The organism is Burkholderia cenocepacia (assembly GCF_900446215.1).
Classification (GTDB): domain Bacteria; phylum Pseudomonadota; class Gammaproteobacteria; order Burkholderiales; family Burkholderiaceae; genus Burkholderia; species Burkholderia cenocepacia.
Window position 1 is genome coordinate 1 of the sequence record NZ_UAQZ01000016.1, and the last position, 24,141, is coordinate 24,141.

At 64.7% G+C, this 24,141-nt stretch carries 16 protein-coding genes and 3 pseudogenes; 11 read left to right on the forward strand and 8 right to left on the reverse strand.

Going from position 1 to position 24,141, the window contains the following annotated elements; all coding sequences use genetic code 11:
- The first annotated feature begins 1,028 nt into the window (after window positions 1–1,028).
- Window positions 1,029–1,719 (forward strand): annotated as a pseudogene (locus tag DTA15_RS32125) (AAA family ATPase).
- A pseudogene (locus DTA15_RS32130) lies at window positions 1,712–2,741 on the forward strand (ParB/RepB/Spo0J family partition protein). The pseudogenes DTA15_RS32125 and DTA15_RS32130 overlap by 8 nt, the downstream one beginning before the upstream one ends.
- Before the next feature lie 95 nt (window positions 2,742–2,836).
- On the opposite strand, the pseudogene DTA15_RS32135 reads toward DTA15_RS32130, so the two are convergent.
- Together DTA15_RS32135 and DTA15_RS38770 are read right to left on the reverse strand one after the other, a co-directional pair.
- A pseudogene (locus DTA15_RS32135) lies at window positions 2,837–4,150 on the reverse strand (replication initiation protein).
- 2,100 nt (window positions 4,151–6,250) lie between these two features.
- Window positions 6,251–6,406 carry a hypothetical protein gene (locus tag DTA15_RS38770; protein ID WP_162470861.1) on the reverse strand — a complete coding sequence of 52 codons (156 nt, stop codon included), beginning with the start codon at window positions 6,404–6,406 and terminating at the stop codon, window positions 6,251–6,253.
- 140 nt (window positions 6,407–6,546) lie between these two features.
- On the opposite strand from DTA15_RS38770, the gene DTA15_RS32145 reads away from it, so the two are divergent.
- Window positions 6,547–6,915 carry a hypothetical protein gene (locus DTA15_RS32145; protein ID WP_006489073.1) on the forward strand — a complete coding sequence of 123 codons (369 nt, stop codon included), beginning with the start codon at window positions 6,547–6,549 and terminating at the stop codon, window positions 6,913–6,915.
- 152 nt (window positions 6,916–7,067) lie between these two features.
- Here the strand turns inward: DTA15_RS32145 and gcvA are convergent, their stop codons facing one another.
- Window positions 7,068–7,973, reverse strand: a complete 906-nt coding sequence (gene gcvA / locus DTA15_RS32150) for a transcriptional regulator GcvA (RefSeq protein ID WP_006489079.1) — start codon at window positions 7,971–7,973, stop codon at window positions 7,068–7,070.
- Between the two features lie 140 nt (window positions 7,974–8,113).
- Between gcvA and DTA15_RS32155 the strand changes: the two genes are divergently transcribed.
- Window positions 8,114–9,412 (forward strand): adenylosuccinate synthase, encoded by a 1,299-nt coding sequence (locus DTA15_RS32155; protein ID WP_012493827.1) that lies wholly within the window; start codon window positions 8,114–8,116, stop codon window positions 9,410–9,412.
- Between the two features lie 305 nt (window positions 9,413–9,717).
- The gene (locus DTA15_RS32165; RefSeq protein ID WP_012493826.1) at window positions 9,718–10,668 is read left to right on the forward strand and encodes a LysR family transcriptional regulator; all 951 of its coding nucleotides are present in this window, start codon (window positions 9,718–9,720) and stop codon (window positions 10,666–10,668) included.
- Here the strand turns inward: DTA15_RS32165 and DTA15_RS38775 are convergent.
- Window positions 10,659–10,847 (reverse strand): hypothetical protein, encoded by a 189-nt coding sequence (locus DTA15_RS38775; RefSeq protein WP_154317705.1) that lies wholly within the window; start codon window positions 10,845–10,847, stop codon window positions 10,659–10,661. The genes DTA15_RS32165 and DTA15_RS38775 overlap by 10 nt on opposite strands.
- Window positions 10,848–10,948: 101 nt before the next feature.
- On the opposite strand from DTA15_RS38775, the gene DTA15_RS32175 reads away from it, so the two are divergent.
- Entirely contained in the window at window positions 10,949–11,920 is a 972-nt protein-coding gene (locus tag DTA15_RS32175; protein WP_006489094.1) for a sulfonate ABC transporter substrate-binding protein, read from the forward strand.
- A 62-nt stretch (window positions 11,921–11,982) separates the two neighbouring features.
- Here the strand turns inward: DTA15_RS32175 and DTA15_RS32180 are convergent, their stop codons facing one another.
- Window positions 11,983–12,966: an AraC family transcriptional regulator gene (locus DTA15_RS32180; RefSeq protein ID WP_006489075.1), complete on the reverse strand. Its 984-nt coding sequence runs from the start codon at window positions 12,964–12,966 to the stop codon at window positions 11,983–11,985.
- A 597-nt stretch (window positions 12,967–13,563) separates the two neighbouring features.
- On the opposite strand from DTA15_RS32180, the gene DTA15_RS32190 reads away from it, so the two are divergent.
- The 4 genes from DTA15_RS32190 to DTA15_RS32205 all read left to right on the forward strand — a co-directional run bounded on the left by DTA15_RS32190 (window position 13,564) and on the right by DTA15_RS32205 (window position 20,620).
- A complete protein-coding gene (locus DTA15_RS32190) occupies window positions 13,564–14,445 on the forward strand; it encodes a LysR family transcriptional regulator (RefSeq protein ID WP_012493825.1) in 882 nt (293 codons plus the stop codon).
- A gap of 224 nt (window positions 14,446–14,669) precedes the next feature.
- Window positions 14,670–15,908, forward strand: a complete 1,239-nt coding sequence (locus DTA15_RS32195) for an efflux RND transporter periplasmic adaptor subunit (RefSeq protein ID WP_006483505.1) — start codon at window positions 14,670–14,672, stop codon at window positions 15,906–15,908.
- A 15-nt stretch (window positions 15,909–15,923) separates the two neighbouring features.
- Entirely contained in the window at window positions 15,924–19,115 is a 3,192-nt protein-coding gene (locus DTA15_RS32200) for an efflux RND transporter permease subunit (protein ID WP_006483510.1), read from the forward strand.
- 2 nt (window positions 19,116–19,117) lie between these two features.
- Complete coding sequence (locus DTA15_RS32205; protein ID WP_006483503.1) at window positions 19,118–20,620, forward strand: efflux transporter outer membrane subunit; 1,503 nt, start codon at window positions 19,118–19,120, stop codon at window positions 20,618–20,620.
- A gap of 134 nt (window positions 20,621–20,754) precedes the next feature.
- On the opposite strand, the gene DTA15_RS32210 is transcribed toward DTA15_RS32205, so the two are convergent.
- From DTA15_RS32210 to DTA15_RS32220, 3 genes are all read right to left on the reverse strand, one after another.
- Window positions 20,755–21,468, reverse strand: a complete 714-nt coding sequence (locus tag DTA15_RS32210; protein ID WP_006483507.1) for a dienelactone hydrolase family protein — start codon at window positions 21,466–21,468, stop codon at window positions 20,755–20,757.
- Between the two features lie 275 nt (window positions 21,469–21,743).
- Entirely contained in the window at window positions 21,744–22,055 is a 312-nt protein-coding gene (locus DTA15_RS32215) for a DUF4148 domain-containing protein (RefSeq protein WP_006483511.1), read from the reverse strand.
- 287 nt (window positions 22,056–22,342) lie between these two features.
- Window positions 22,343–23,308, reverse strand: a complete 966-nt coding sequence (locus DTA15_RS32220; protein ID WP_012493824.1) for a GlxA family transcriptional regulator — start codon at window positions 23,306–23,308, stop codon at window positions 22,343–22,345.
- 173 nt (window positions 23,309–23,481) lie between these two features.
- Between DTA15_RS32220 and DTA15_RS32225 the strand changes: the two genes are divergently transcribed.
- Complete coding sequence (locus tag DTA15_RS32225) at window positions 23,482–24,123, forward strand: HD domain-containing protein (protein WP_006483509.1); 642 nt, start codon at window positions 23,482–23,484, stop codon at window positions 24,121–24,123.
- Window positions 24,124–24,141 lie beyond the last annotated feature (18 nt).

A 24,141-nucleotide genomic window follows, 5' to 3' on the forward strand; every position in this document is an offset into this window, starting at 1 on the left:
TGCCTCTGACGTATGGATTCAGCGCCAGTAGCAGTTCATACCTGCGGCTATCTCCGGCATCAACAGTCCACCAGCGCAGGCACCGGCTGGCGGCCACGAAGCAACCTACCCTATCGGCCGGCACGCGTGGAAACGCAGGGTCGCGCTCCTATAAATGGGGACATATCATGACAGCCCCATGCAGCCTTTGCGACAGAGCTCGGCAGCATTGCGTCCGCCCTTGAGGGTCCGCACGCCGGCAGGAATTTGGCCGCGCAACCGATCGTGCCAAGGCCTCGCAGCCCCAAGCCGTTTCTTTGCGACAGCAACGGGGCGCTCCTCGCCATAGAGTCGCCATCGCTTGAACTTCCCGGCATCGCGTCCTGTTGTCACGTGACAACTCACCGATGGACACACGGACAAACCACCTCGGCGAAAACTATCAACTTCGTGCGTTTCCCCGACAATATGCCTCCACGCCGCGAGCGTCGACCAGCAACAACTATTCTTAACTGACCACAAATCCCCTATCCGAGACAGCACCTTGGGATTGTTTGTCACGTGACAACTCATCTTCCCAGGTAGACGTCCGCGATTTAGCGCCCGTGTATCGATAATTAGAGTGAAGCGATTACCCCGCGCTCCAGGTCGCAATCGAAAACTTTCGCTCGACGTAGCACTCGGAGAAATCGATATCCGGCGACTTGTCACGTGACAACCGGCTCTTCCTCGTTACCGGGGTCTCAGCGCCCCGGATTTGTATCGAATTTCGTCTCAGACTGAAGCACGACGAGACATCAACTCTCTGAGAAAAGGTTTCGCGATCGTTGCCGAAGACGGCGAACTGGCTCGTGCTTGTCGTTCGATTTTACAAACATGAGCGACTGACTTGTTTTCTTGGATCAATAAGTACGAGTAACGCCTTAGCCATTCGGCCCACTTGTCACGTAACGACCACAACGATCAACAAAATATCCTCTGCTTCGAACGCTTTTCTGGACATTCCGTTAATAACTGCATATATTACGAAAAATCCGTGGAGGAATTTAATGGCTTTCAAGATCGCCGTCAGTAATCAAAAAGGTGGGACTGGAAAGACACCATCTCCGTCAACATCGCGGCTGCCTTCGAGCCGGCGGTAACAAGGTCGCGTTGATCGATGCCGACCCTCAAGGCACTTCCGTCCGTTGGGTCACGAGCGGCGAGAACACGCTGCCGATGACGGTCCTTTCGCTGGCTCCCGCGGGCCGCGGTATCGGCGGTGAGATCAAGAAGCAGGACGCGAACTTCGACGTGATCGTCGTCGACTGCCCCGGCAACCTGGAAGATCCGCGTATTGCATCCGTCCTCGAAGTAGCCGACTTCTGCTAGTGCCGCTTTCGCCTTCGCCGGCCGACTTGTACAGCACGTCGCGATGATCCGCATGATCGAGTCGATGCGCGCCGTTCGAAATCCTCAACTTTCTTCGCATTGATGCTGAATAGCGTCAATGGAAAAACTAAAATGCGTGAAGAAATTTTAAAAATTCTAAGGGCTGAAGAAATAGGGGAGCATCTGCTCGACAGCCAGATCGCGCAACGCGAGGTCTATCGTCAGACGTTCGCGCTCGGCACCACGATCCATCACCACAATCGATACCCTGAAGGGCCTGAAGGAGCCCGCGCGGAAATCGAAAGGCTGGTCACGGAAATGGCCCAATACATCGCGTCGACGCGCGCTACCGGAGCCGCCCATGGCTAAGGACACCTCGAAAGACAAGAAACCGACCGGCAACCTGCATCTCGCGGCCGGCCTGTTGCGCGGACTCGCGCAGGAAAATGCGGCGCTCGAAACGCGGCTGCCCGAGCCGACGGCCGCACCGGCTGCGGTCGTCGAAGCGACGCCCGCCAGTGCTCCGGCCGCCGCCACGCCCGCCGGTACGGCCGATCTTGGCGCGCCGCAGAAGGTGCTGGTCAAGGACTGCATCCCGAACCCGTTCAATCCGCGTGTGTTCTACTCGGAATCGAGCCTGCACGAGCTCGCACTGACGTTGAAACGGGAAGGGCAGATCGAGCCGATCAAGGTCACGCGACTCCCCGAGTTTCCCGGCAAGCTCGTCGTGATCGACGGGCAACGCCGGCTGCGTGCGACGAGCATCAACGGCGACGAGACGATCAATGCGACGTTCCGCACGGATCACACGCCCGAGCAGCTCTATACGATCGCGTATCGCGCGAACCACGACCACGAACGCCAGACGATCTTCGACGATGCGGTGCGTGGAAACGTCTCTCGACGAGAAGGTCTTTTCCGACCAGAACACCTGGCGGAAAAAAATCGGCAAGGACAAGGCCTCGATCAGCAAGACGCTGTCGCTCAACGCGCTGCCGAACACGCTGCTGGAGCGGATGGCCAGTGCGAACGACGTCGTCGGTCTGCAGGCGGCGTACTTCCTCAAACTGATCTATGAACGCCTGGGCGAGCCGACGGCCGACCGGCTGCTGACGGCCGTGATCGACCGGAAAAAATCCGTCCGCGATCTCGAGAATTTCCTGCGTGCGCAGAGCGACGGCACCAAGAAGGCCGGACGCACGCGCTACAGCGTTCGTCACGACTTCGCGCTCGAATCGCGCGCGATCGGCCAGTTGAAGACGTATCCGGACGGGCGTCTGGATCTGCAACTCAAGGGCGTCGACGCATCCCACCAGGAAGCGCTTGCCGACAAGCTCAAGACCGTCATCGACGCGTACGTGGCGGATCTGGCGACGGCCACGTCAAAGTAACGCGCCACCGACGAAAGGCCTCGTCTTCGCACTGCGCCGCGAACCCGGACCGCAACACGGTTCGGCGCACGGCGCGCACGACGGCGAGGCCGCGTTCAGTTGCCTGCGAGGCTGCTTTTCAGCAGGAATTCCAGCAGTCGTCCGAGGTCGGCTCGCCCAGGTATCGAGCGCCAGCCATCGGAAGAAGCTCGTCTGCGCGAGCTTGCTCGCCTTCTTCTTCGCGACAGCGTCAGGTCCTTCGACCCCGCCACCGTCTCGTTGTAGCGCTCGATCAGCTTGGTCTGGTCGTCGATCTCCCAGCTCGCGGAAATACGCGCCGGCTTCCTCGACCTTCGCCGCCAGATACTTGTCGCGGATCTGCTCCTGCCTTGCTCTGCGCGGATTCCTTCGCCGGTGCGGCCGTTTCGGTGCCCTGACCGTCGGCCAGCGTGTAGCCGTGCGTCAGCGCCTTGCGGAAATACGCGGCGACGTTGTCGACCGGCGTCGCATTCTTCTTCGTAGTCCGATTGAGCGTATAGGCAATCGCCGCCTTGATGCGCTGCACGCCGTATTGCGTGATCAACCGGCGCGCTTCCGAGCGCGGAATGCCGAACTTCGCGACTTCCTCGACCAGCGCTTCGTTCTTGACGTCGCCGTCCTCGACCGTATCGGTGCTCTGCTTGCGCGTCACCTTGAACTGCACGGCTTCCACGCTGCGGCCGGATTTGTGTTCGATCAGCTCGAGCGTGTGGTCGATACTTCGTTCACCTCCTGGATGCACGGCACCAGCACCTTGCTCTTGAACAGCTTGTATTCCTTGTACGACTGCGACGCCTTGTCCTGGCCGAGGATGAGGTCACGGAATTTCGGCAACGGAATCTTCGCGGTGATGCCGATTCCTTCGTAGCGCACCGTGTTTTCCCACAGCGCGAGCGAATGCGATCGCCGGAACTCGCGAGCGATCCGCATATCGATCAGCGCGTAGATTTCGGGATTGAGCAGTTCGCTGCGAATCTGGTCGGAGAAGCTGTACTTCAGCACCGATTGTTCGAGCTCCGCGCCGGCGAGCAGGCCCGACGCCTTCCAGACCGTCGAACGGTCCGCGGCCAGGTAGTCCCAGTTGACGACGGTACTGATCAACGAGTTGACCGTGTCCTTCACGTACTTCGTGTTGTTGCTGTTCAACCCGCTCTCGTGCGACAGCGACGCGATCGAGATCGAGAAGCTCGTCCGGCGGGTTCGAACGCCTCCTGCCGAAGCGCGTTCTTGATCAGCGAGCTGAACATCTTGCGCTGCTGCAGACCGATCTTTCCGGACTTCGGTGCGATATGAATCGCCTGGACCGCCTTGCGCAACAGGTCGGGAGGCTCGGGTGTCTGAAACAGCGAAACCTGTTTGTCTGAGCCTTTGCTTGCCGGCTTGCGCGGCATCGTGGTGTCCGGGTAAGGTTGCCTTATTGAGAGCGGACTTTATACCTTTTCGCGCGGCGGAGCAACGTCCGTGCTCCAGCATCACTTTCACTATCTGCGCTAACCATCAGATATGAAAGGAAAAATTCTGGTTCATCGATTTGTGCGAGGCCCCATATCCGTCTACCTTTTGCCAAAAAGGCCTCCCAAAAGCCGCTACCTTTCCTGGGCGACCACGCAAACCCGGCACAAGATTTGCCACCACGAAGGTACCCATCCATGGGGGCAAACGCGCGGAATCGGGATGGTCGGGAGGATTCGTGGTGCCCTTGCAGCACAACCGCCGTTTTCTCCCATAACCTGCTACCTTCGTCGATTCCCATAGGAGGGTACCTGTCAGCACCGTCAAACGTATTGCTTGCCGTCCCGAGCGTAGAAATCGTGCCCATAAACGGCAACCATTCGCTTTCCCCATAAAAGGTAACCTGTCGATGACACCGGTCCTGTCTATGGGAAAGCGCTACGGGGTGCGCGAGGGAAAGGACAACGAATCGATTCAGTCCGGCTCCCATAACCGGCTACCTTCTTGATTCCCCATAACCGGCTACCCAAAGAAAATCACTGTGCACGCAACGAACTTCCGATCGAGAAAAGTCGCCCATAAAAGGCTACCTTCATGCGTTCCCATAGACGACTACCTAACGCAATTTCCGGCCGATTTCCCATAACCGGATACGTTCGCCCCATATCCACAACCCTGATTCCCCACAGCGTGGTACCCCAAACCCCAAATCCACAGACCTGAAACCCCAAACCCGTCCACCTGTGCTCCCATAAATGGGTACCGAATACCGCTCAAAGCCTTGCCAGATAAGGCTGTGAGCCGTCTAAAAGTAGTTAAAGAAGTAAACGTGGTTTTACCAAAGATGTAAACACACGTGTGCTTGCACAGAAAGACGAACCCCATAAACCGCTACCAATGGGAGTCGTCTGTGGGAGACGAAGCCCCGGACCCCTCGATTCATGCCGACTCCGCCCTGTCTGCCGCACCGGTTTTCTGATGGCTCCAAGCCTGACAAGGCATCCCGAAGAGGTGAGTGCCCACTCACACATACCGAAACGTAGAAACTTATGGGAGGAAATCCCCGGATTCGGCGTAGAGGTTCCCGTTTATGGGACGGAAAAACGTGCCTCGTGGCTCCAGCGACACCTGTGATTGACCAGCGGAACGGATCCGGTCGGTTTCCTCCACAGCAGTTCGAAATCATCCCGGGCTGCCGGCGAGTGGTTTTTTGTACTCGCGCCGCTTCGTCTGTGGACAAGTTTTTGCCGATCGCCGGTGACGCTGCTCGCCAAATTTAGCCTGTGGACTGTGCAAGCAGGTTATCCGCGCCGGGCTGTTTTCCATCCCCACGTCCCGTCCGTTTTTCTACCTTTGGAGCCACGATCGAGAGTCGTCATGCCTGTGCCCGTCACTGGCAACGAGAAATTCGTACAACGGCCCGAAAGCAACCTCACGCCGAAAGGCCACCGCACAGAGGGCCGGACCGCCGCGCCGATCTTGACGGCATTCAGGCATTCATCGACATCGCTACGAGGCAACGTGAAGATGTCGCCGGATCCGACGCTCACCGCACCCGATTCTGCCGATGCTCCCGAACATCCCTCACCTTTTCAAAAACGCCGAATCCCGTAAAGGCTCACCGATCAGGTGGAGCACAGGTATAAGCAAGCTGTGCAGGTAGCAGCTTCGTTCAGATAGGGAACCGTCGATGGGAGCAAACAACAACGGGTGGCGTCCATGTGTGATGGCTGGTGCGTCGGCAAGTATCGTCACGGGGACGAGCATGTGACCACGGTGATGTGCGCATCCATCAGACGAGCGTTGCTCCTCATGCCGGGTTCAGCACATCCGTGAGACCGACCAGGCCGGCGTTTTCACCGCTCGCACGGCACTCACCTTTTTCGTCAGACCTGCCGGTCGTCCACGGGTAACCTTCGGCATCACAGTGTCGCGAAACCTGCCGAATCAATGACCGAACACCGCAACGGCGCAACGTAACCGTCTCGATCGCCGAAGAACCGAATCGTGGTCGTTTATGGGAGGAACCGTCGCTCGAGCTACATCGAACGACGACGTAACGCACGGACCGACTGTTGCTGCGGTGATCGTGCGAGCGCGACGATCATCACGTCGCGCATGAGCGTATCGATATCACCACCCATGAAACAGCCATCGACGCCGCGCGTCGTGTCCGGTACGACTGCGCCCGTCATCGAACGCACGAGCCACGTCGTCTCCCATACGTGTATCCCCAATGCCGTTGCACGATGGCGCCATATTTTTTGCGACACGGTTATGATGCACAGGTCCTGATCGCGACATGACGACCGGTCAGGGCAGGGGCGGTATCTCGATGGTTTTTCAAACCGTGATGGTCATCAAAAAAGAGAGTTCAGCGATGCGAATCCAGATCAGAAAACTCACGCTGGCTGCTACGGCAGCCGCTTTCCTGTTCGGCTCGGCCGTTCCGGCGTTCGCGCAGACCGACGCCGCCAGCGCACCGGCTGCGGCGGCTGCACAGGACGCAAAGGCCGCGAAGAGCGAAGCGCGCAAGGCGGCCCGGGCCAAACGCAAAGCCGAACGCAAGGCCGCGCGTGCGAAGAACACCGCCGAGCTGAAGAAACTCGAAGACGCCGGTTACAAGCCGGCGGCCAATGATCCGAACTATCCGCAGAACCTGCAGAACGCGGAGAAGAAGGCCGGCGCCGCAGCAAGCCAGTAAGCGAGGTCCGGCGGCAAGCCACGGTTCGATCCGCGGCTTGCCGTTTGCATTGCGATCAAGCGATGCGCACAGGCGAACACGTTCCGGACATTTACCTCATTTGATTTGGAATCCTTCATGGTTTGAAGGCGCGTGGCCGGCATGCCGAAGCGTCAATCCCGCCCGCCCGACGCAGTCGCGCTTCCCGTCACCTTCAACCAGTCCTTGAACGCACGTACGGCGTCGTCGTCCGCCCGCGCGGATGCCACATACGTGAAGTAGCGCCACGGCGGCAGCGCCGGTTCGCTGAACGGCTGCACGAGCCGGCCTTCGGCGATGTCGTCGGCGACGAGCGCGATCGGCCCCATCGCGACGCCGAGCCCGTCGAGCGCGCCTTGCAGCGTCAGGTAGAAATGCTCGAGCGTGAGCGAGTGTCGCGGGACGAGATTCGGATGCCCGGCCGCTGCGAGCCATTCCGGCCACATGCCCGGATAGGTCGCCGCGTGCAGCAACGTGAAGCGGGCGAGATCGGCAGGCGTATCCAGCGACCGGCCCTCCAGCAACTTCGGCGCACACACCGGCAGCCGGACTTCGGACAGGAATTCCTCCGCGACGTACCCGTCGATGGCCTGCGGGCCGCCGCGCACGATCAGGTCGACCTTGTCGCGCAGCTTTTCGATCGGCTCGTTCGACGTCGACAGCCGCACCTCGATGGCCGGATGCGCGACCTGGAACGACGACAGCTTCGGGACGAGCCAGCGCAGCGAGAACGTCGCGGGCGCGCTGACGCGCAACACGCGCTGCTGCGCGTGGCCGAAGTGCTGCGCGGTGGCGAGCGCGATCCGGTCGAACGAGGCGCCGACCTCGGCGAGGTACGCGCGCCCGGCCGCGGTCAGTTCCACGCGCCGGTTGTGGCGTTCGAACAGCGGTCGCCCGAGCCACGCTTCCAGTTGCTGCACGTGCCGGCTGATCGCGCCGTGCGTCACGCACAGCTCGTCGGCGGCCAGCGTGAAGCTGCCGAGGCGCGCGGCGGCTTCGAACGCGCGCAGCGAATTCAACGGAGGGAGACGTCGGGCCATGGCATCGTTTCGTGTGAGATTTCATCACACGATGGTTCAGGTTTAATCGTTTGATCGGGTGATCCGGCTCCGTCAATATGGCATACAAACGGCCCATGCGGCCGAACGAGTGTCTGAATTTCTCACATGGAGTACGGAGCATGCCGAACGTGGTGGTCGTGGGCGCCCAATGGGGTGACGAAGGCAAGGGGCGCGTCGTGGACTGGCTGGCGGCACAGGCCGATCTCGTCGCACGCTACAACGGCGGGCACAACGCGGGCCACACGCTGGTCGTCGGCGGCAACACGTACAAGCTCGCGCTGCTGCCGAGCGGCATCGTGCGCGGCAAGCGCGGCGTGATCGGCAACGGGGTGGCGCTCGACCCCGAAGCGCTGCTCGCGGAAATCGGGCGGATGGCCGAGCTCGGGTTGTCGGTGACGCCGGACAACCTGTCGATCGCGGAGAACGCGACGCTGGTACTGCCGATTCACCGCGCGATCGACGAGGCGCAGGAGCGGTTGCGCCGCGAGCCCATCGGCACCACGCTGCGCGGCATCGGGCCGGCCTACGAGGACAAGGTCGGCCGTCGCGGGCTGCGTGTCGGCGATCTCGCGGAACCGGGCGGGCTCGCGGCCAAGCTCGACGTGCTCGTCGACCATCACAATGCATGGTTCCGCGGCCTGGGGCTCGACGCGTACGATCGCGACGCGATGCTGGCGACGCTGGTTGCGCTCGCACCGAAGATCCTGCCGTTCGTGCGTCCGGTCTGGGCCGACCTCAACGACGCGACCGATCGCGGCGAGCGCATTCTGTTCGAAGGCTCGCAGGCCGTGATGCTGGACATCGACTGGGGCACGTACCCGTTCGTGACGTCGTCTGGCACCGTGGCATCGGCCGCGGCGGCCGGCACCGGGCTCGGTGCGGCGAAGCTCGGCCACGTGCTGGGTGTCACGAAGGCGTATGCGACGCGGGTCGGCGGTGGCCCGTTCCTCACCGAATTGACCGACGCCACCGGCGAAACGCTGCGCGCGCGTGGACAGGAATTCGGCGTCAACACCGGCCGGCCGCGGCGCTGTGGATGGCTCGATGCCGCGCAACTGCGCCAGGCCGTCAGGATCTCGGGCATCGATTCGTTCGCGCTCACCAAGCTCGACGTGCTCGACGGCTTCGAGTCGATCGACCTGTGCGTCGGATACGAATTCGACGGCGCGCGCGTCGACCATTTGCCCGCGAGCCTCGATGCGCAGTCGCGCGCGAAGCCGGTCTACGAACGATTCGAAGGCTGGCAAGGCTCCGTGAAGGGCGTACGCGAGCGTGCGGCGCTGCCGCGCGCGGCGCGAGATTTCATCGCGCGCATCGAAACCGTGGCGGGCGCGCCGGTTTCGATGATCACGACCGGCGCGGAGCGCGACGACACGATCGTGTTGCGCAATCCGTTCGATGCAGCGGGCGCCGCGTAACGCGCGAGGCGCGAAGGGCGTCGATCGACGGGCCGGCGGCATGCCGGTCGACGGGTAGTTTTTGCCGGCCCGATGCTGTCGGCCTGTCGGTACGTTCGATACGTATGTGCGCCCGGCCCGGATCCCGCGCGGCGGGCTGCTCGGCAGCACGATTCGGCATCCGGATCACGCCGCGTACGGCGAACTGGACACGTCTGCAACGCTGCTGTACTGTTCCGCACAATTCGCGCCAGACCGGCGTGTGCCGGCGCCGCCGGCACCCTGTCGGCACGGCGGCGCGACGTGACAATCCCGGGGACAGGTCGATGGATACGTTACAGATGATGCGCATTTTCGTCCGGGTCGCGGAGGAGGGCAGCTTCACGAGCGCGGCCCAACGTCTGGACATCACGACGGCCTACGCATCGCGCTCGGTCGCGCAACTCGAAACGCATCTGCGCACGCGCCTGCTCAACCGCAGCACGCGCCGCATCGCGCTGACCGACGCCGGGCAGCGCTATCTCGACCGCTGCCAGCGCATCCTCGGCTATATCGACGAAGCGGAAGCCGAGGCCGCCGATGCACAGGCGAAGCCGTCCGGGCGGCTGCACGTGCACGCGACGACGAGTTTCGGCCAGTCCTACGTGGTGCCCGCGGTCGTGCGCTACCGCGAACGCTATCCGTCGGTCGCGGTCGAGCTGACGCTGTCGCAGCACGTGCCCGACATCATCGACGAAGGCTACGACGTATCGCTCCAATTGAGCACGACGGAGCTGCCCGATTCCGGGCTGGTATCGCAGCGGCTCGGCGACGTGGGCAGCGTGCTGTGCGCGTCGCCTGCGTATCTGAAGGCGCGCGGTACGCCGCGCACGGTGAGCGACCTCGCCGGGCACGCGTGCCTGCAGATCGTCACGCCGCTCTTTCCGCGCGATCGCTGGCATCTCGACGGTCCGAACGGTCGAGAAACGTTCGAGCTGCCGCTGCCGGATTTCCAGGTCAACATCGCCGATGCGCTCGGCGCCGCGCTGCGCGCGGGGCTCGGGATCGGCTCGCTGCCGATGTCGGCTGCGCTGCCCGCGCTCGCGAGCGGTGCGCTGGTGCGCGTGCTGCCCGATTACCGGTTGCAGAAGCTGACGGTCTATACGTTGTATGCGTCGCGTCAGTATCTCGATGCGAAGATCCGCACGTTCGTCGATTTCCTGCGGGAATGCGTGCCGGAGATGCTGGCCGCCGACGAGGCCGCGTTGAACGCCTGTTGCGCCGCCCGTCATTCCTGAACTGATTCACGCATGGTCGGTACGTGAGTACCGCGCACTGTCTCTCTGTTCGATGAAAATAATTGGTAGTCCTGCATTAAAGGCGGGTGACGAACGCATGTGCGCCGATCGTTCCTGACAACGATGCCCGTGCCATCGGCATTGCCCTTATGAAAACGCTTGCTTTCGATATCGAACATCGTTGGTTCGGCGCGCAGCGGCCCCCTTTTAGAATCGGTTCGACCTGCTTCATCGCATGCGCGCGCTCCGGCCGCGCCTCCTTCATCGAACCCGAAACGACATGGCAGATCGACACTCCAGTATCCGCCGCCGGCTGCTTCATGCCGGCCTGGCACTCGCGGCAGGCGCCGCCGCCCACCCGGGTCTTGCGCTGGCCGGCGCGGCCGGCACGCGTACGTTGCGCATCGGTTATCAGAAAGGGCCGCTCAGCCTGCTGAAGGCGCGCGGCACGCTGCAAGGCAAGCTCGCGACACTCGGCGTGAACGTCACGTGGACCGAGTTCCCGTCGGGGCCACCGCAACTCGAGGCGCTGAACGCGGGATCGATCGATTTCGGCGATGTCGGCGAAGCGCCGCCGATCTTCGCGCTCGCGGCCGGTGCGCCGCTTGTCTACTACGCGCAGACGCCGGCCGGTCCGACAACCGAAGCGGTGGTCGTCGCGAAGGACTCGCCGGTCAAGACCTTTGCCGACCTGCGCGGCAAGCGCATCGCGCTGGTGAAGGGATCGAATACGCACTTCCTGCTGGTCCGGCTGCTGCAGGCCGCGAAGCTCGGCTATGCCGACGTCACGCCGGTGTGGCTGTCGCCGTCCGATGCGCGGGCGGCATTCGAGAACCGCTCGGTCGATGCGTGGATCATCTGGGATCCGTTTCTCGCGGTGGTCCAGCAGGCATTCGGCGCGCGCATCGTCGCGGATGGCACGGGGCTGGTCGAGAACCGCAGCTACTACTTCGCGTCGCGCACGTACGCGCAGCGCAATGCCGACGTGCTCGACGCGGTCGTGTCGGAACTGACGACGGTCCAGCGCTGGCTCGATGCGAACCGCGCGCAGGGCGCGGCCGAATTCTCGAAGCTCTGGGGGATTCCGGAGCCGGCCGTGGCGCTCGCGTTTCGCCGCGCCCGCTTCGGTGTCGAGCCCGTCACCCGCGACACGCTCGCGTACCAGCAGCGCATCGCGGATGTGTTCTACCAGGCCGGTATCCTGCCGAAACGCGTCGACGTCAGCGTGGCAGCGCCGCCGTCGCTCGCGTGAGGGTCTAACCGCCCCTGCGATCGGGTGGGTGACGAGTCGCTTTGTCGCCCCCCGATATTCCTTCATGGTGCAATGCGCGACAGCGGCACCGCTTCCCCGCGCAGCCTCGCGACGTCGCGGCCCGGCGCGTCGCCGAACAGCCGTGCGTATTCGCGGCTGAACTGCGACGCGCTCACATAGCCGACGCTGCGACACGCCTGCCGCGCATCCATCGCCGACAGGCACATCAGATGGCGCGCCTCCTGCAGTCGCAGCACCTTCTGGCATTGCAACGGGCTCATCGACGTGACCGCCCGGAAGTGATGGTGGAACGTCGACGGGCTCATCTCCACCTGCCGCGCGAGCGAGTCGACCACCATCGGGTCGAGGTAGTGATCGCGAATCCATGCGACGGCGCGCGAGATGCGCTGGGTCGTCGAACCGGCGTCGCCGATCTGCGCGACGCGCGCGCCCGACGGGCCGCGCAGCAGCCGGATGAGGATTTCGTCGACGATCAGCGGCGCGATCAGGTCGAGGTCGTCCGGTTGCGCCATCAGTTGCATCAACCGCGCGATGGCGTCGACGATTTCCGGCGTCGCGTCGTGCGTGTCGAGTGCGCGGCAGTCGACGGCTTTCGGCAGTCCGCGCGGGAAGACGACCGGCGTGAGCGCCGCGATGCGCGCAGGATCGAGTTCGAGTTGTGCGTACAGGAACGGCTCGGCCGGGCTCGCGCGCGTCACGCGGCCGGTCACCGGCAGGTCGGCCGTTGCGACCAGCATCCGCGATTCGTCGATCGTGTAGGTATCGTCGCCGACCCGCATCGACTTCGCGCCTTGCCCGACGATGCTCAGGCACGCGTGGTGCACGCCGTGGTTCCATTGCGGCGGCGGCACGGAAGCGCGCGCGATGCGCATGCCGCGCAGCGGAAGGTCGAACATGCCGTCGTGCGGTGCATAGGCGGCGATCAGCGTCGCCAGCCGGGCCGCGGCGGGCGCGCCGGCTCGCGATCGCGCGTCGTGATCCGGCGGGGTGCGCGGTTGCAGTGGCGTTCGAGCGTCGATTTCCATGTTGCGTGAGCGGTTGGCGGAGTGAGCGATGCCATGCGCGCGGCGGCGATTCCCTGTCGAGCTGCACGCACGGCGGTCACATCGTACGGCCAGTTGCGTGCGCCGGATTGCCTAAACCTGTCCGAAATTAGCCCGATCATCCGGACCTGCATGGCGGCGGACGCATCGCCCGTCGTGGCATCGTGTGCAGCGCACAAATTCGGAAATTAAGGCAAAACAATCGCAGGATCGGGCAAGCCATTTTCCGGCGGTTTCCCTACCATTGCACCTGCTGAAGGAAATGCGGTTTCAGCGTGCCCGGATGATGCGGGCAACACCGTCCGCGTGATGCGCGGCCGCCGCCGGCCTTGCCGCGCGCGTCATCGCCGCGCATCGCGGGAAAAGAATCAGGACTGCTACTGAATGATCGTGCATCGGGCTTGCCGAGGCTGGTTTGCGGCCGTTGCAAGCTGGCTCGTGCCCGTCGCGAGCGTGCCGACCGACCCGGCGGAGCCGGCGTCGGCGCCGCCGCATTGGCCGGGCCGATGCGGGCGGGTGGCGGTGCGGCGTCGGGGTGCAGGCAGACGGGCAGTCGTTCGCGCAGGGGAATCCGGACAAATGGACCAACTTCAATCGATTCGGGCATTCGTGACGGTGGCAAGGGAAGGCGGATTTCGCCGGGCCGCGACGCGGCTGCGCGTGTCGACGGCGATGGCGAGCCGGCTGGTCGATGCGCTCGAGACGCGCCTCGGTGCGCGCCTGCTTCAACGCAGCACGAGCCACCAGTCGCTGACGGAGATCGGCGAGCTGTATCTCGCGCGCGTCGAGCGGATTCTCGGTGCGATCGACGAGATCGACGGTCGTTTCGTCGCGATGGGCAGCAAGCCGGAAGGCGTATTGCGCGTGGCCGCGCCGGTCGCGTTCGGGCTCAGCCAGTTGAGCGCGCTGCTCGATCGCTTCGTGCACCGGTTTCCGGACGTGCGGCCGACCGTGACGCTGACCGATGCCCATGTCGACCTGACTGCCGAGGACATCGACGTCGCGTTCCTGACGGATGGCATGCCGGTGTCCGGCGCGCACGCGCTGCATACGCTGGCTGCATACGAAACCGTGCGCGTCGCGGCGCCGGGCTACGTCGCCGCGCACGGCGGCGCCGCTGCGTCGGGCGACTGGCCGGAACTCGCGGCCGTGCGGCTGGAGTTGCCCGCGGCCGACGACGACCCGGCGGCCGCGATTCGATCCGGTGCGGCGTCCGGCAATACGGGCGTCGGCCATCTCGAGATGGCGCGGCGGCTGGCCGTCGCCGGCATGGGCGCGGCGGTGCTGCCCGCGTATCTCGTCGATGCGGATCTGGCGGCCGGCACGCTCGTGCGCGTGGCCCCGGTCCGCCCGCTCGCGCCCGTCACGCTGAAGCTCGCGCATGCGCGTGCCGCGCGTCTGCCGGCCGCCGCGCGCGCGTTCGTCGAATTCGCAGGCGCCGCATTCCGGCCCACGCGCTAGCGGGCCGGCTGATCCCACGGCAACGCGAGCCCGCCGGGGCCGCGGGCTCGCCGTTCTTTTTCGGAAGCAGTTCGGCGCACGAACGCTCCGCAGGGTGCAACGCACACCCGCAACACGCGTCCGCATCCGCGGTGGGCCGGAAGCTGCAGGTCCGCCGCGTGTCAGGGCCATGAGGAGATCTGGTGATTCCCATTGAAGGTCGTCTAATTGTGAGAGGTCGCTCCATGCGCGTCGAACGGGTTCCATACCGCTTAATCACTGCCGCAACGGCTGCCGTTTTCCTGGCCGCGTGCGGGAAAAAAGAATCGGCACCGCCGCCGCAAACGCCGGAAGTCGGCGTCGTCACCGTGCAGCCGCAAGCCGTGCCGGCGGTGACCGAACTGCCGGGCCGCACCAGTGCATTCCTCGTCGCGCAGGTGCGTGCGCGGGTCGACGGCATCGTGCTGCGTCGTGAATTCACCGAAGGCACCGACGTCAAGGCCGGCCAGCGTCTGTACAAGATCGATCCGGCGCCGTACGTCGCGGCCCTGAACAGCGCGAAGGCGACGCTCGCGAAGGCGCAGGCGAACCTCGTCACGCAGAACGCGCTGGTCGCGCGCTACAAGGTGCTGGTCGCCGCGAACGCGGTCAGCAAGCAGGACTACGACAACGCGGTCGCCACGCAAGGGCAGGCCGCGGCGGACGTCGCGGCCGGCAAGGCGGCGGTCGACACCGCGCAGATCAACCTCGGCTACACGGATGTCGTGTCGCCGATCACCGGCCGCGTCGGCATCTCGCAAGTGACGCCGGGCGCCTACGTGCAGGCGAGCCAGGCGACGCTGATGTCGACCGTGCAGCAGCTCGATCCGGTGTACGTCGACCTCACGCAGTCGAGCCTCGAAGGGCTGAAGCTGCGTCAGGACGTGCAGAGCGGCCGTCTGAAGACGACCGGTCCGGGCGCGGCGAAGGTGTCGTTGATTCTCGAAGACGGCAAGACCTATTCGGAGCCGGGCAAGCTGCAGTTCTCGGACGTGACGGTCGACCAGACCACCGGCTCGGTGACGATCCGCGCGATCTTCCCGAACCCGGGCCGCGTGCTGCTGCCGGGCATGTTCGTGCGTGCACGGATCGAGGAAGGCGTGAACGAGAACGCGTTCCTCGTGCCGCAGATCGGCGTCACGCACGACCAGAAGGGGCAGGCGATCGCACTCGTCGTGACCGCGGCCAACAAGGTCGAGATGCGTCCGTTGACGACGACCGGCACGTACGGCCAGAACTGGATCGTCGAAGGCGGTCTGCAGGCGGGCGATCACGTGATCGTGCAAGGCGTCGACAAGGTGCGCCCGGGCGCGACCGTGAAGACCGTCCCCGCGCAGCTCGCCCCGGCGCCGGACGCCGCCACCGCCACATCGGCAAGCGCCGCGCCGGCGACTACCGCGGCCAGCGCCGCAGCGAGTTCGGCCGCCGCGTCGAGCGCGCAATAACAGGGAGTCCGTTTCATGGCCAAGTTCTTTATCGATCGCCCGATCTTCGCGTGGGTGATCGCGATCGTGCTGATGCTGGCCGGCGTCGCTTCGATCTTCAAGATGCCGATCGCGCAGTACCCGACGATCGCACCGCCGACGATCCAGATCCAGGCGAACTATCCGGGCGCTTCCGCGAAGACGGTGGAAGACACGGTGACGCAGGTGATCGAGCAGCAGATGAGCGGGCTCGACAACTTCCTGTACATGTCGTCGACGAGCGACGATTCGGGCAACGCGACGATCACGCTGACGTTCTCGCCGGGCACGAATCCGGACGTCGCACAGGTGCAGGTGCAGAACAAGCTGTCGCTCGCGACGCCGAACCTGCCGCAGGTCGTGCAGCAGCTCGGCATGCAGGTCACGAAGTCGAGCAGCAACTGGCTGATGTGGTTCGCGTTCAACTCCGAGGACGGCCGGATGTCGAAGGAGGACCTGACGAACTACGTGGCTTCGCACGTGCTCGATCCGCTGAGCCGCGTGAACGGCGTCGGCCAGACGCTGCTGCTCGGTTCGCAGTTCTCGATGCGGATCTGGCTCGACCCCGTCAAGCTGACCAACTACAGCCTCACGCCGACCGACGTGACGGCCGCGATCACGCAGCAGAACGTGCAGATCGCGGGCGGCCAGATCGGCGGCACGCCGGCGAAGCCGGGCACCGTGCTGCAGGCGACGATCACCGAATCGACGCTGCTGCGCACGCCCGAGCAGTTCGGCAACATCCTGCTGAAGGTCAACCAGGACGGCTCGCAGGTCCGCCTGAAGGACGTCGGCCGCGCGGCGCTGGGTTCGGAGAACTACACGTTCGACACGAAGTACATGGGGCAGCCGACGGCCGGCCTCGGCATCCAGCTCGCGACCGGCGCGAACGCGCTGGCGACCGCGAACGCGCTGCGGGCCAAGATCGACGAGCTGTCGAAGTACTTCCCGCACGGTCTCGTCGTGCACTACCCGTACGACACGACGCCGTTCGTGCGCCTGTCGATCGAGGAAGTGGTCAAGACGCTGATCGAGGGCATCGTGCTGGTGTTCCTCGTGATGTACCTGTTCCTGCAGAACCTGCGGGCGACGATCATCCCGACGATCGCGGTGCCGGTCGTGCTGCTCGGTACGTTCGCGATCATGGGCCTCGCCGGTTTCTCGATCAACACGCTGTCGATGTTCGGCCTCGTGCTCGCGATCGGCCTGCTGGTCGACGATGCGATCGTGGTGGTCGAGAACGTCGAGCGCGTGATGGCGGAAGAAGGGCTGTCACCGAAGGAGGCGACTCGCAAGGCGATGAGCCAGATCACCGGCGCACTCGTCGGCGTGGCGCTCGTGCTGTCGGCGGTGTTCGTGCCGGTGGCGTTCTCCGGCGGCTCGGTCGGCGCGATCTATCGGCAGTTCTCGCTGACGATCGTGTCGGCGATGGTGCTGTCCGTGCTGGTCGCATTGGTCCTGACGCCGGCGCTGTGCGCGACGATCCTCAAGCCGATCCCGCAGGGGCATCACGAAGAGAAGAAGGGTTTCTTCGGCTGGTTCAACCGGACTTTCGATCGCAGCCGCGATCGCTACACGAGCGGCGTGAACCACGTGATCCGGCGCTCGGGCCGCTGGCTCGTGATCTACCTCGCCGTGTTCCTCGCGGTCGGCGTGATGTTCGCGCGTCTGCCGAAGTCGTTCCTGCCCGACGAGGATCAGGGCTACATGTTCATGATCGTGCAGACGCCGTCCGGCTCCACGCAGGAAACGACCGGCAAGACGCTCGACAACATCAACACGTACCTGACCACCGCCGAGAAGGACGTGGTCGACTCGGTGTTCACGGTCAACGGCTTCAGCTTCGCGGGCCGCGGCCAGAACGCGGGCCTCGTGTTCGTGAAGCTGAAACCGTACGAGCATCGCCAGCGTTCGGACCAGAAGGTGCAGGCGCTGATCGGCCGGACCTTCGCGCACTATTCGACGTACAAGGACGCGATGGTGATTCCGTTCAACCCGCCGTCGATTCCGGAACTCGGCACGGCCGCCGGCTTCGACTTCGAGCTGACGGACAACGCCGGTCTCGGCCACGATGCGCTGATGGCCGCGCGCGGCCAGTTGCTCGGGATGGCCGCGAAGGATCCGGCGCTCGCGCTGGTGCGCCCGAACGGCCTGAACGATACGCCGCAGTACAAGGTCGACATCGACCGCGAGAAGGCGAATGCGCTCGGCGTGACGGCCGCGGCGATCGACCAGACGTTCTCGATCGCATGGGCGTCGCAGTACGTGAACAACTTCCTCGACACCGACGGCCGGATCAAGAAGGTGTACGTACAGTCGGACGCGCCGTTCCGGATGACGCCGGAAGACATGAACATCTGGTACGTGCGCAACAGCGCGGGCGGGATGGTGCCGTTCAGCGCATTCTCGACCGGCCACTGGATCTACGGTTCGCCGAAGCTCGAGCGTTACAACGGCGTGTCATCGATCGAAATCCAGGGGCAGGCCGCGGAAGGCAAATCGACCGGCCAGGCGATGGCCGCGATGGAAGCGCTCGCGAGCAAGCTGCCGGAAGGCATCGGCTACTCGTGGACGGGCCTGTCGTTCCAGGAAATCCAGTCCGGCTCGCAGGCGCCGATCCTGTACGCGATCTCGATCCTCGTCGTGTTCCTGTGTCTCGCGGCGCTGTATGAAAGCTGGTCGATCCCGTTCTCGGTGATCATGGTCGTGCCGCTCGGCGTGGTCGGCGCGCTGCTCGCGACGATGCTGCGCGGCCTCGAGAACGACGTGTTCTTCCAGGTCGGCCTGCTGACCACCGTGGGCTTGTCCGCGAAGAACGCGATCCTGATCGTCGAGTTCGCGCGCGAGCTGCAGGCGGGCGGGAACATGGGGCCGGTGCGCGCGGCGATCGAGGCGGCGCGCCTGCGGCTGCGTCCGATCCTGATGACGTCGCTCGCGTTCATGCTGGGCGTGCTGCCGCTGGCGATCAGCAACGGCGCGGGGTCGGCGAGCCAGCACGCGATCGGCACCGGCGTGATCGGCGGGATGATCACGGCGACGTTCCTCGCCATTTTCATGATCCCGATGTTCTTCGTGCGGGTTCGCGCGATCTTCAGCGGCGAGACGGAAAACGTCGACGACGCATGGCGTCTCGTGCAGGGCGACCTGCAGGGCGGTCACGACGACGCAAACGATTCGAAGGGGCAGTAACGATGCAAAAACATGCTTTGACTGCAGCCGCGGTCGCACTGGCTGCCGCGCTGTTCGCCACGGGCTGCACGATGGCGCCGCACTACAAGCGGCCCGACGCACCCGTCGCGCAGGCGTACCCGGCCGGCGGCGTCTACGCGACGCAGCCGGGCGCGGCCGGCGCGCGCAGCGCGAATGGCCAGGCGGCGACTGCCATCGGCTGGCGCGAGTTCTTCGTCGATCCGCGCCTGCAGCGGCTGATCGAGATCGCGCTGAAAAACAACCGCGACCTGCGCGTGTCGGTGCTCAATATCGAGGCCGCGCGTGCGCAGTACCAGATCACGCGTGCGGGGCTGTTCCCGACGCTCGACGGTACGGGTACGGGCAACCGTCAGCGTTTGCCGAATTCGCTGACGGCCGTGCCGGGCCGGAACATCACGACGACCTACAACGTCGGGCTGTCCGCGTCATGGGAACTCGACCTGTTCGGCCGCGTGCAGAGCCTGAAGGACCAGGCGCTCGCGCAATACCTGTCGACGTCGTACGCGCGACAGGCGTCCGAGATCTCGCTGGTGTCGCAGGTCGCGGATCAATATCTGACGCTGCTGTCGACCGATGACCTGCTGAAGGTCACGGAGGACACGCTGAAGACCGCGCAGGCATCGTACGACCTGACCAAGCTGCAGTTCGACAACGGCACGGGCTCCGAGCTCGAGCTGCGTCAGGCGCAGACGGTGGTCGAGACGGCGCTCGCGAACCAGCAGGCGCAGGCGCGAGCCCGCGCGCAGGCGCTGAACGCGCTGGTGCTGCTGATCGGCGAGCCGCTGCCGGACGATCTGCCGGCGGGCATGCCGCTCGATGCGCAGAACCTGCTGACGGACGTGCCGGCCGGGTTGCCGTCGGATCTGCTGACGCGTCGTCCTGACGTGATGCAGGCCGAGCAGACGCTGCTGGCCGCGAACGCCAATATCGGCGCGGCGCGCGCGGCGTTCTTCCCGAAGATTTCGCTGACGGGCGCGTTCGGCACCGCGAGCCCGACGCTGGGCGGCCTGTTCAAGGCCGGCACGGCGGCGTGGTCGTTCGCGCCGAGCATCGCGCTGCCGATCTTCGAAGGCGGGCAGAATATCGCGAACCTCGATCTCGCGAACGTGCAGAAGCGCATCGAGATCGCGAACTACGAGAAGGCGATCCAGTCGGCGTTCCGCGAAGTGTCGGATGGTCTGGCCGCACGCGGCACGTACGACCAGCAGATCGCGGCGCTCGAGCGCAACGAGCACGCGCAGCAGCGACGCTTCGATCTGTCGGACCTGCGCTACAAGAACGGTGTCGACAGCTACCTGTCGGTGCTGACCGCGCAGACGGATCTGTACGCCGCGCAGCAGTCGCTGATCAGCGCACGTCTGGCACGCTGGACGAACCTGGTCGACCTGTACCGCGCACTGGGCGGCGGCTGGATTCAGCGCGCCGGCGAGACGCCGCGCGCGCCGGATGCGCCGGTCGATTACCAGACAGCGACGAACGGATAGGCGCGACGGCACGGCGGGAGCTTCCAGGCCAAGTCTGTCCGCCGACCCGACCGGTTGTGAAAACGAAAACGCCACGGACGCAAGTCCGTGGCGTTTTCCTTCATACCGTCGTGCGTGCGGTGAGCAGCGTTACGTTACGCTTGCTTGGTCCACAGCGTCCGGCCGAAGAACGTGAGCGTGCGATCCCACGCCATTTCCGACCACACCGGATCGAACTGCGTGCCGGCGATGCGGCCGGGACCGACCGCCGTTTCGTTCGCGAACGCATGGTGCGCGAGATAGCGATGGAATTCGAAACCGACCTTCGCGTCGGTCAGCTTCTTTTCCAGTGCGTCGACCTGGTCGATCGTAAAGAACGCATCCTGCGTCCCCCAGTGACCCATCAGCGGCACCTTCAGCTTGGCCGGATCGATGTAGTCGAGCGGCGGAAGGCCGTACCACATGACGCCGGCGTCCGCGTCGGCGTACTGCAGCGACAGCAGCGTCAGGGCGCCGCCCATGCAGAAGCCCGTCACCGCGACACGCGGCGCCAGCGTTTTCAGGTGCGCGACCGCGCCGGGAATGTCCTGCGACGCGGCGTCGCCGAAATCGAGGCCGGTCATCAGGTGGTGCGCTTCTTCTTCCTCGACCGTCGACTTGCCGCGATACAGGTCGGGCACGAGCGCGAAGTAGCCGCAGCGCGCGAGGCGATCCGCGACGCCGCGGATCTGGTCGTTCAGCCCCCACCATTCCTGGATGACGACGACCGCGGGCGCGCCTTCGGTTTGTGCCGGCGTGGCGAGATAGCCCTGCAGTTCCTGGCCGTCCGGACGGCGAAACGTGATCATGGAACCGGATGTTTGAGACATGAAACCGCTCCTTTTCGAAAAATGCGCCGAGTGCGACATCGGGCCGGCCAGCGGGCGTCGTGACACCGCTCGCATGCGTTCTGGCCGACGCCGACCACGCGGCCATTCTATGCGCAAACACCGGACGCTTGCGTGAACGGCGCAGCGCGGCGCATGACCGGCGGCGGGAGCGGAGACCGAAAAGCAAACACCCCGCCCCGATGAACGGGAGCGGGGTGTGGCGCGTACGACCTGCGTATCGAAATACGTCGCGAATACGCCAGCGCGTATCCGGCTTACTGGCCGAAATAGATCGAGTCGCGGCCTTCCTGCTTGACCGCGATCGCGCGGCCGGCGCGTGCACCGGCGGCTGCTTGCGCGCCGTAGCCGGTTTCATCGGCGTTCGTCACGCGAGCCTGGGCGGTCTGCAGCGCCCGCGGGTAATACTGATCGGACACTTCGGGCTTGTAGCCGGCCTGTTCGAGCTGGACGAGTTCCGCACGCACCTGGGCCCGCGTCAGCTGGCCCGACGGGTTCGATTGGGCGAATGCGCCGTACGATGCGGACAGGGCAGTTGCGGCGACGACAGCAGTGATGAACGACTTCATGGTGACCTCCGGTTCTGTTGATTTCGCGCTTCGCTCGTGGCGTTCAGCGGTTGATTGCATCGTAACGATCGCGTTACCGGTCGGAAATACGTGTTGCAGCGAATCATTATTGCAACTGGGTAAACGATTCGCGCGGCATGCGATTTCGTCTGACGATTGAGGGCATGTCGGCGAGGCGCGGCTTGGCCTGCGGAGCGCGATAGGGTCGATGGGCGCAGCAACGGAATGATCGGGTGAATCGTATTCCGAATTATTTTGCCGGGGCCGTCAGCGTCGCACGCTTCGCATCACGCAGCGAGGGTCGCCTGCCGTTTCCGGTATTCGGCCGGCGTGATGCCGACATGCCGGGTGAACGCTCGCCTGAGCGTATCGACGTTTGCGAAGCCGCATTTCGCGGCGACCTGCTTCGGCGTGTCGTGGCCGTTCTCGAGTAACCGACGGGCGGCCGAGATGCGGGTCGCCTCGACCCATGCGGCCGGCGTCATGCCGACTTCCGCGCGGAACAGTCGCGCGAAATGGCGCGGGCTCATGCCCGCATGCTTCGCCATCCCGGCCACCGAATGCTCGAGTTCCGGATGGGCGGCGATCCAGCGCTGGACTTCCTGCAGTACCGAACGCCCGGCGGGGCGCGCCTCGCCCGTGCGGCTGAACTGGAGCTGCCCGCCCGGGCGCTTGAAGAACATCACCAGCTGCGCGGCGACGCGCCGCGCGATCTCGCGGCCCAGATCCTCCTCGACCAGCGCGAGCGCGAGATCGAGCCCGGCCGTGACGCCGGCGCCGGTGCGCAGCTTGCCGTCGCGCACGTACAGCGCGTCGGCGTCGACGGTGACGGACGGATACGCCTGCGCGAATGCATCGGCGGCGGCCCAGTGCGTGGTCAGGTGGCGCCCTTTCAGCAGGCCGGTGGCCGCGAGGATGAACGCGCCGGTGCAGATCGAGCCGTAGCGCCTGCTTTGCACGGCCGCCGAGCGCAGCCACGCGAGGACGTCGGTGCGCAGCACGATCTGGCCGGCGCGCGGCGCGCCGGCGACCAGCAGCGTGTCGACGCGCTCCGGAATGTCGGGCGCGATCCAGTCGGGCAGCAGCCGTGCGCCGGACGCACTGCGGATCGGCCCGGGCCCGCTCGCGATGATCCGCAACGTGTAGAACGGCTTGCCGCACTCGGCGTTCGCTTGCGCGAACACGTCGAGCGGCGCGGAGACGTCGAGCAGTTGAACGCCCGGAACGGCGAAAATACCCACGACCTTCGGCATGATCGATTGCGTGTCGTATCGAACGTGATGCGCAGCAGTATAGGAGCGCTTTCTTCGCCGCGCAGGCACCATGTCCGTTCGTCGCGCGAAATGGCAGGATTCGGCGTGATACGTCCATTGGAGACACCCGTCGGACTCCGGAAAATCGAAGGTGTCTTCCATGGAGGTCGATCATGACTGTGAGCGTCGCCGGCATCACCCTTCCCGATACGCGTTTGACGCGCGAGATCACCGAGCTCGTGCGCGATACCGAATCCGAGCTGCTGTTCCACCACTCGAGCCGCGTGTTCTATTTCGCGGCGCTGGCGGGCCGGCGGCGCGGGCTCGAGTACGACCCCGAGCTGCTCTATTGCGGCTGCATGTTTCATGACATGGGACTCACGCACCGGCACAGCAGTGCATGCGAGCGCTTCGAAGTGGACGGCGCGAACGCCGCGCGCGATTTCCTGAAGGGCAACGGGATTTCTCAACAGGACATCGATGTCGTGTGGACCTCGATCGCGCTGCACACCACGCCCGGCATCCCGCAGCACATGCATCCGGTTGTCGCGCTGGTCACGGCGGGCGTCGAGATGGACGTACTGGGCCTCACTTACCCGGAATACAGCGATACCGAGCGGGAAGCGGTCGTGCGCGCGCATCCGCGCACGCCGCATTTCAAGGAGGACATCATTCAGGCGTTCTACGACGGCATCAAGCACAAGCCCGGCACGACGTTCGGCAACGTGAAGGCCGACGTGCTCGCGGACGAGGATCCGCATTTCCGTGCGGGCAACTTCTGCAGCGTGATCCGCTCGTCCGCGTGGGCCGGCTGAGCGCGCACGGGCGACTGC

Coding starts and splice junctions, on each gene's coding strand:
- DTA15_RS32190 (WP_012493825.1), top strand. CDS start 13,564: ATGGACCAACTTCAATCGATTCGGGCATTCGTGACGGTGGCAAGGGAA.
- DTA15_RS32175 (WP_006489094.1), top strand. CDS start 10,949: ATGGCAGATCGACACTCCAGTATCCGCCGCCGGCTGCTTCATGCCGGC.
- DTA15_RS38770 (WP_162470861.1), bottom strand. CDS start 6,406: ATGACGGGCGCAGTCGTACCGGACACGACGCGCGGCGTCGATGGCTGT.
- DTA15_RS32195 (WP_006483505.1), top strand. CDS start 14,670: ATGCGCGTCGAACGGGTTCCATACCGCTTAATCACTGCCGCAACGGCT.
- DTA15_RS32200 (WP_006483510.1), top strand. CDS start 15,924: ATGGCCAAGTTCTTTATCGATCGCCCGATCTTCGCGTGGGTGATCGCG.
- DTA15_RS32180 (WP_006489075.1), bottom strand. CDS start 12,966: ATGGAAATCGACGCTCGAACGCCACTGCAACCGCGCACCCCGCCGGAT.
- DTA15_RS32215 (WP_006483511.1), bottom strand. CDS start 22,055: ATGAAGTCGTTCATCACTGCTGTCGTCGCCGCAACTGCCCTGTCCGCA.
- gcvA (WP_006489079.1), bottom strand. CDS start 7,973: ATGGCCCGACGTCTCCCTCCGTTGAATTCGCTGCGCGCGTTCGAAGCC.
- DTA15_RS32220 (WP_012493824.1), bottom strand. CDS start 23,308: ATGCCGAAGGTCGTGGGTATTTTCGCCGTTCCGGGCGTTCAACTGCTC.
- DTA15_RS32225 (WP_006483509.1), top strand. CDS start 23,482: ATGACTGTGAGCGTCGCCGGCATCACCCTTCCCGATACGCGTTTGACG.
- DTA15_RS32165 (WP_012493826.1), top strand. CDS start 9,718: ATGGATACGTTACAGATGATGCGCATTTTCGTCCGGGTCGCGGAGGAG.
- DTA15_RS32155 (WP_012493827.1), top strand. CDS start 8,114: ATGCCGAACGTGGTGGTCGTGGGCGCCCAATGGGGTGACGAAGGCAAG.
- DTA15_RS38775 (WP_154317705.1), bottom strand. CDS start 10,847: ATGTTCGATATCGAAAGCAAGCGTTTTCATAAGGGCAATGCCGATGGC.
- DTA15_RS32145 (WP_006489073.1), top strand. CDS start 6,547: ATGGTTTTTCAAACCGTGATGGTCATCAAAAAAGAGAGTTCAGCGATG.
- DTA15_RS32205 (WP_006483503.1), top strand. CDS start 19,118: ATGCAAAAACATGCTTTGACTGCAGCCGCGGTCGCACTGGCTGCCGCG.
- DTA15_RS32210 (WP_006483507.1), bottom strand. CDS start 21,468: ATGTCTCAAACATCCGGTTCCATGATCACGTTTCGCCGTCCGGACGGC.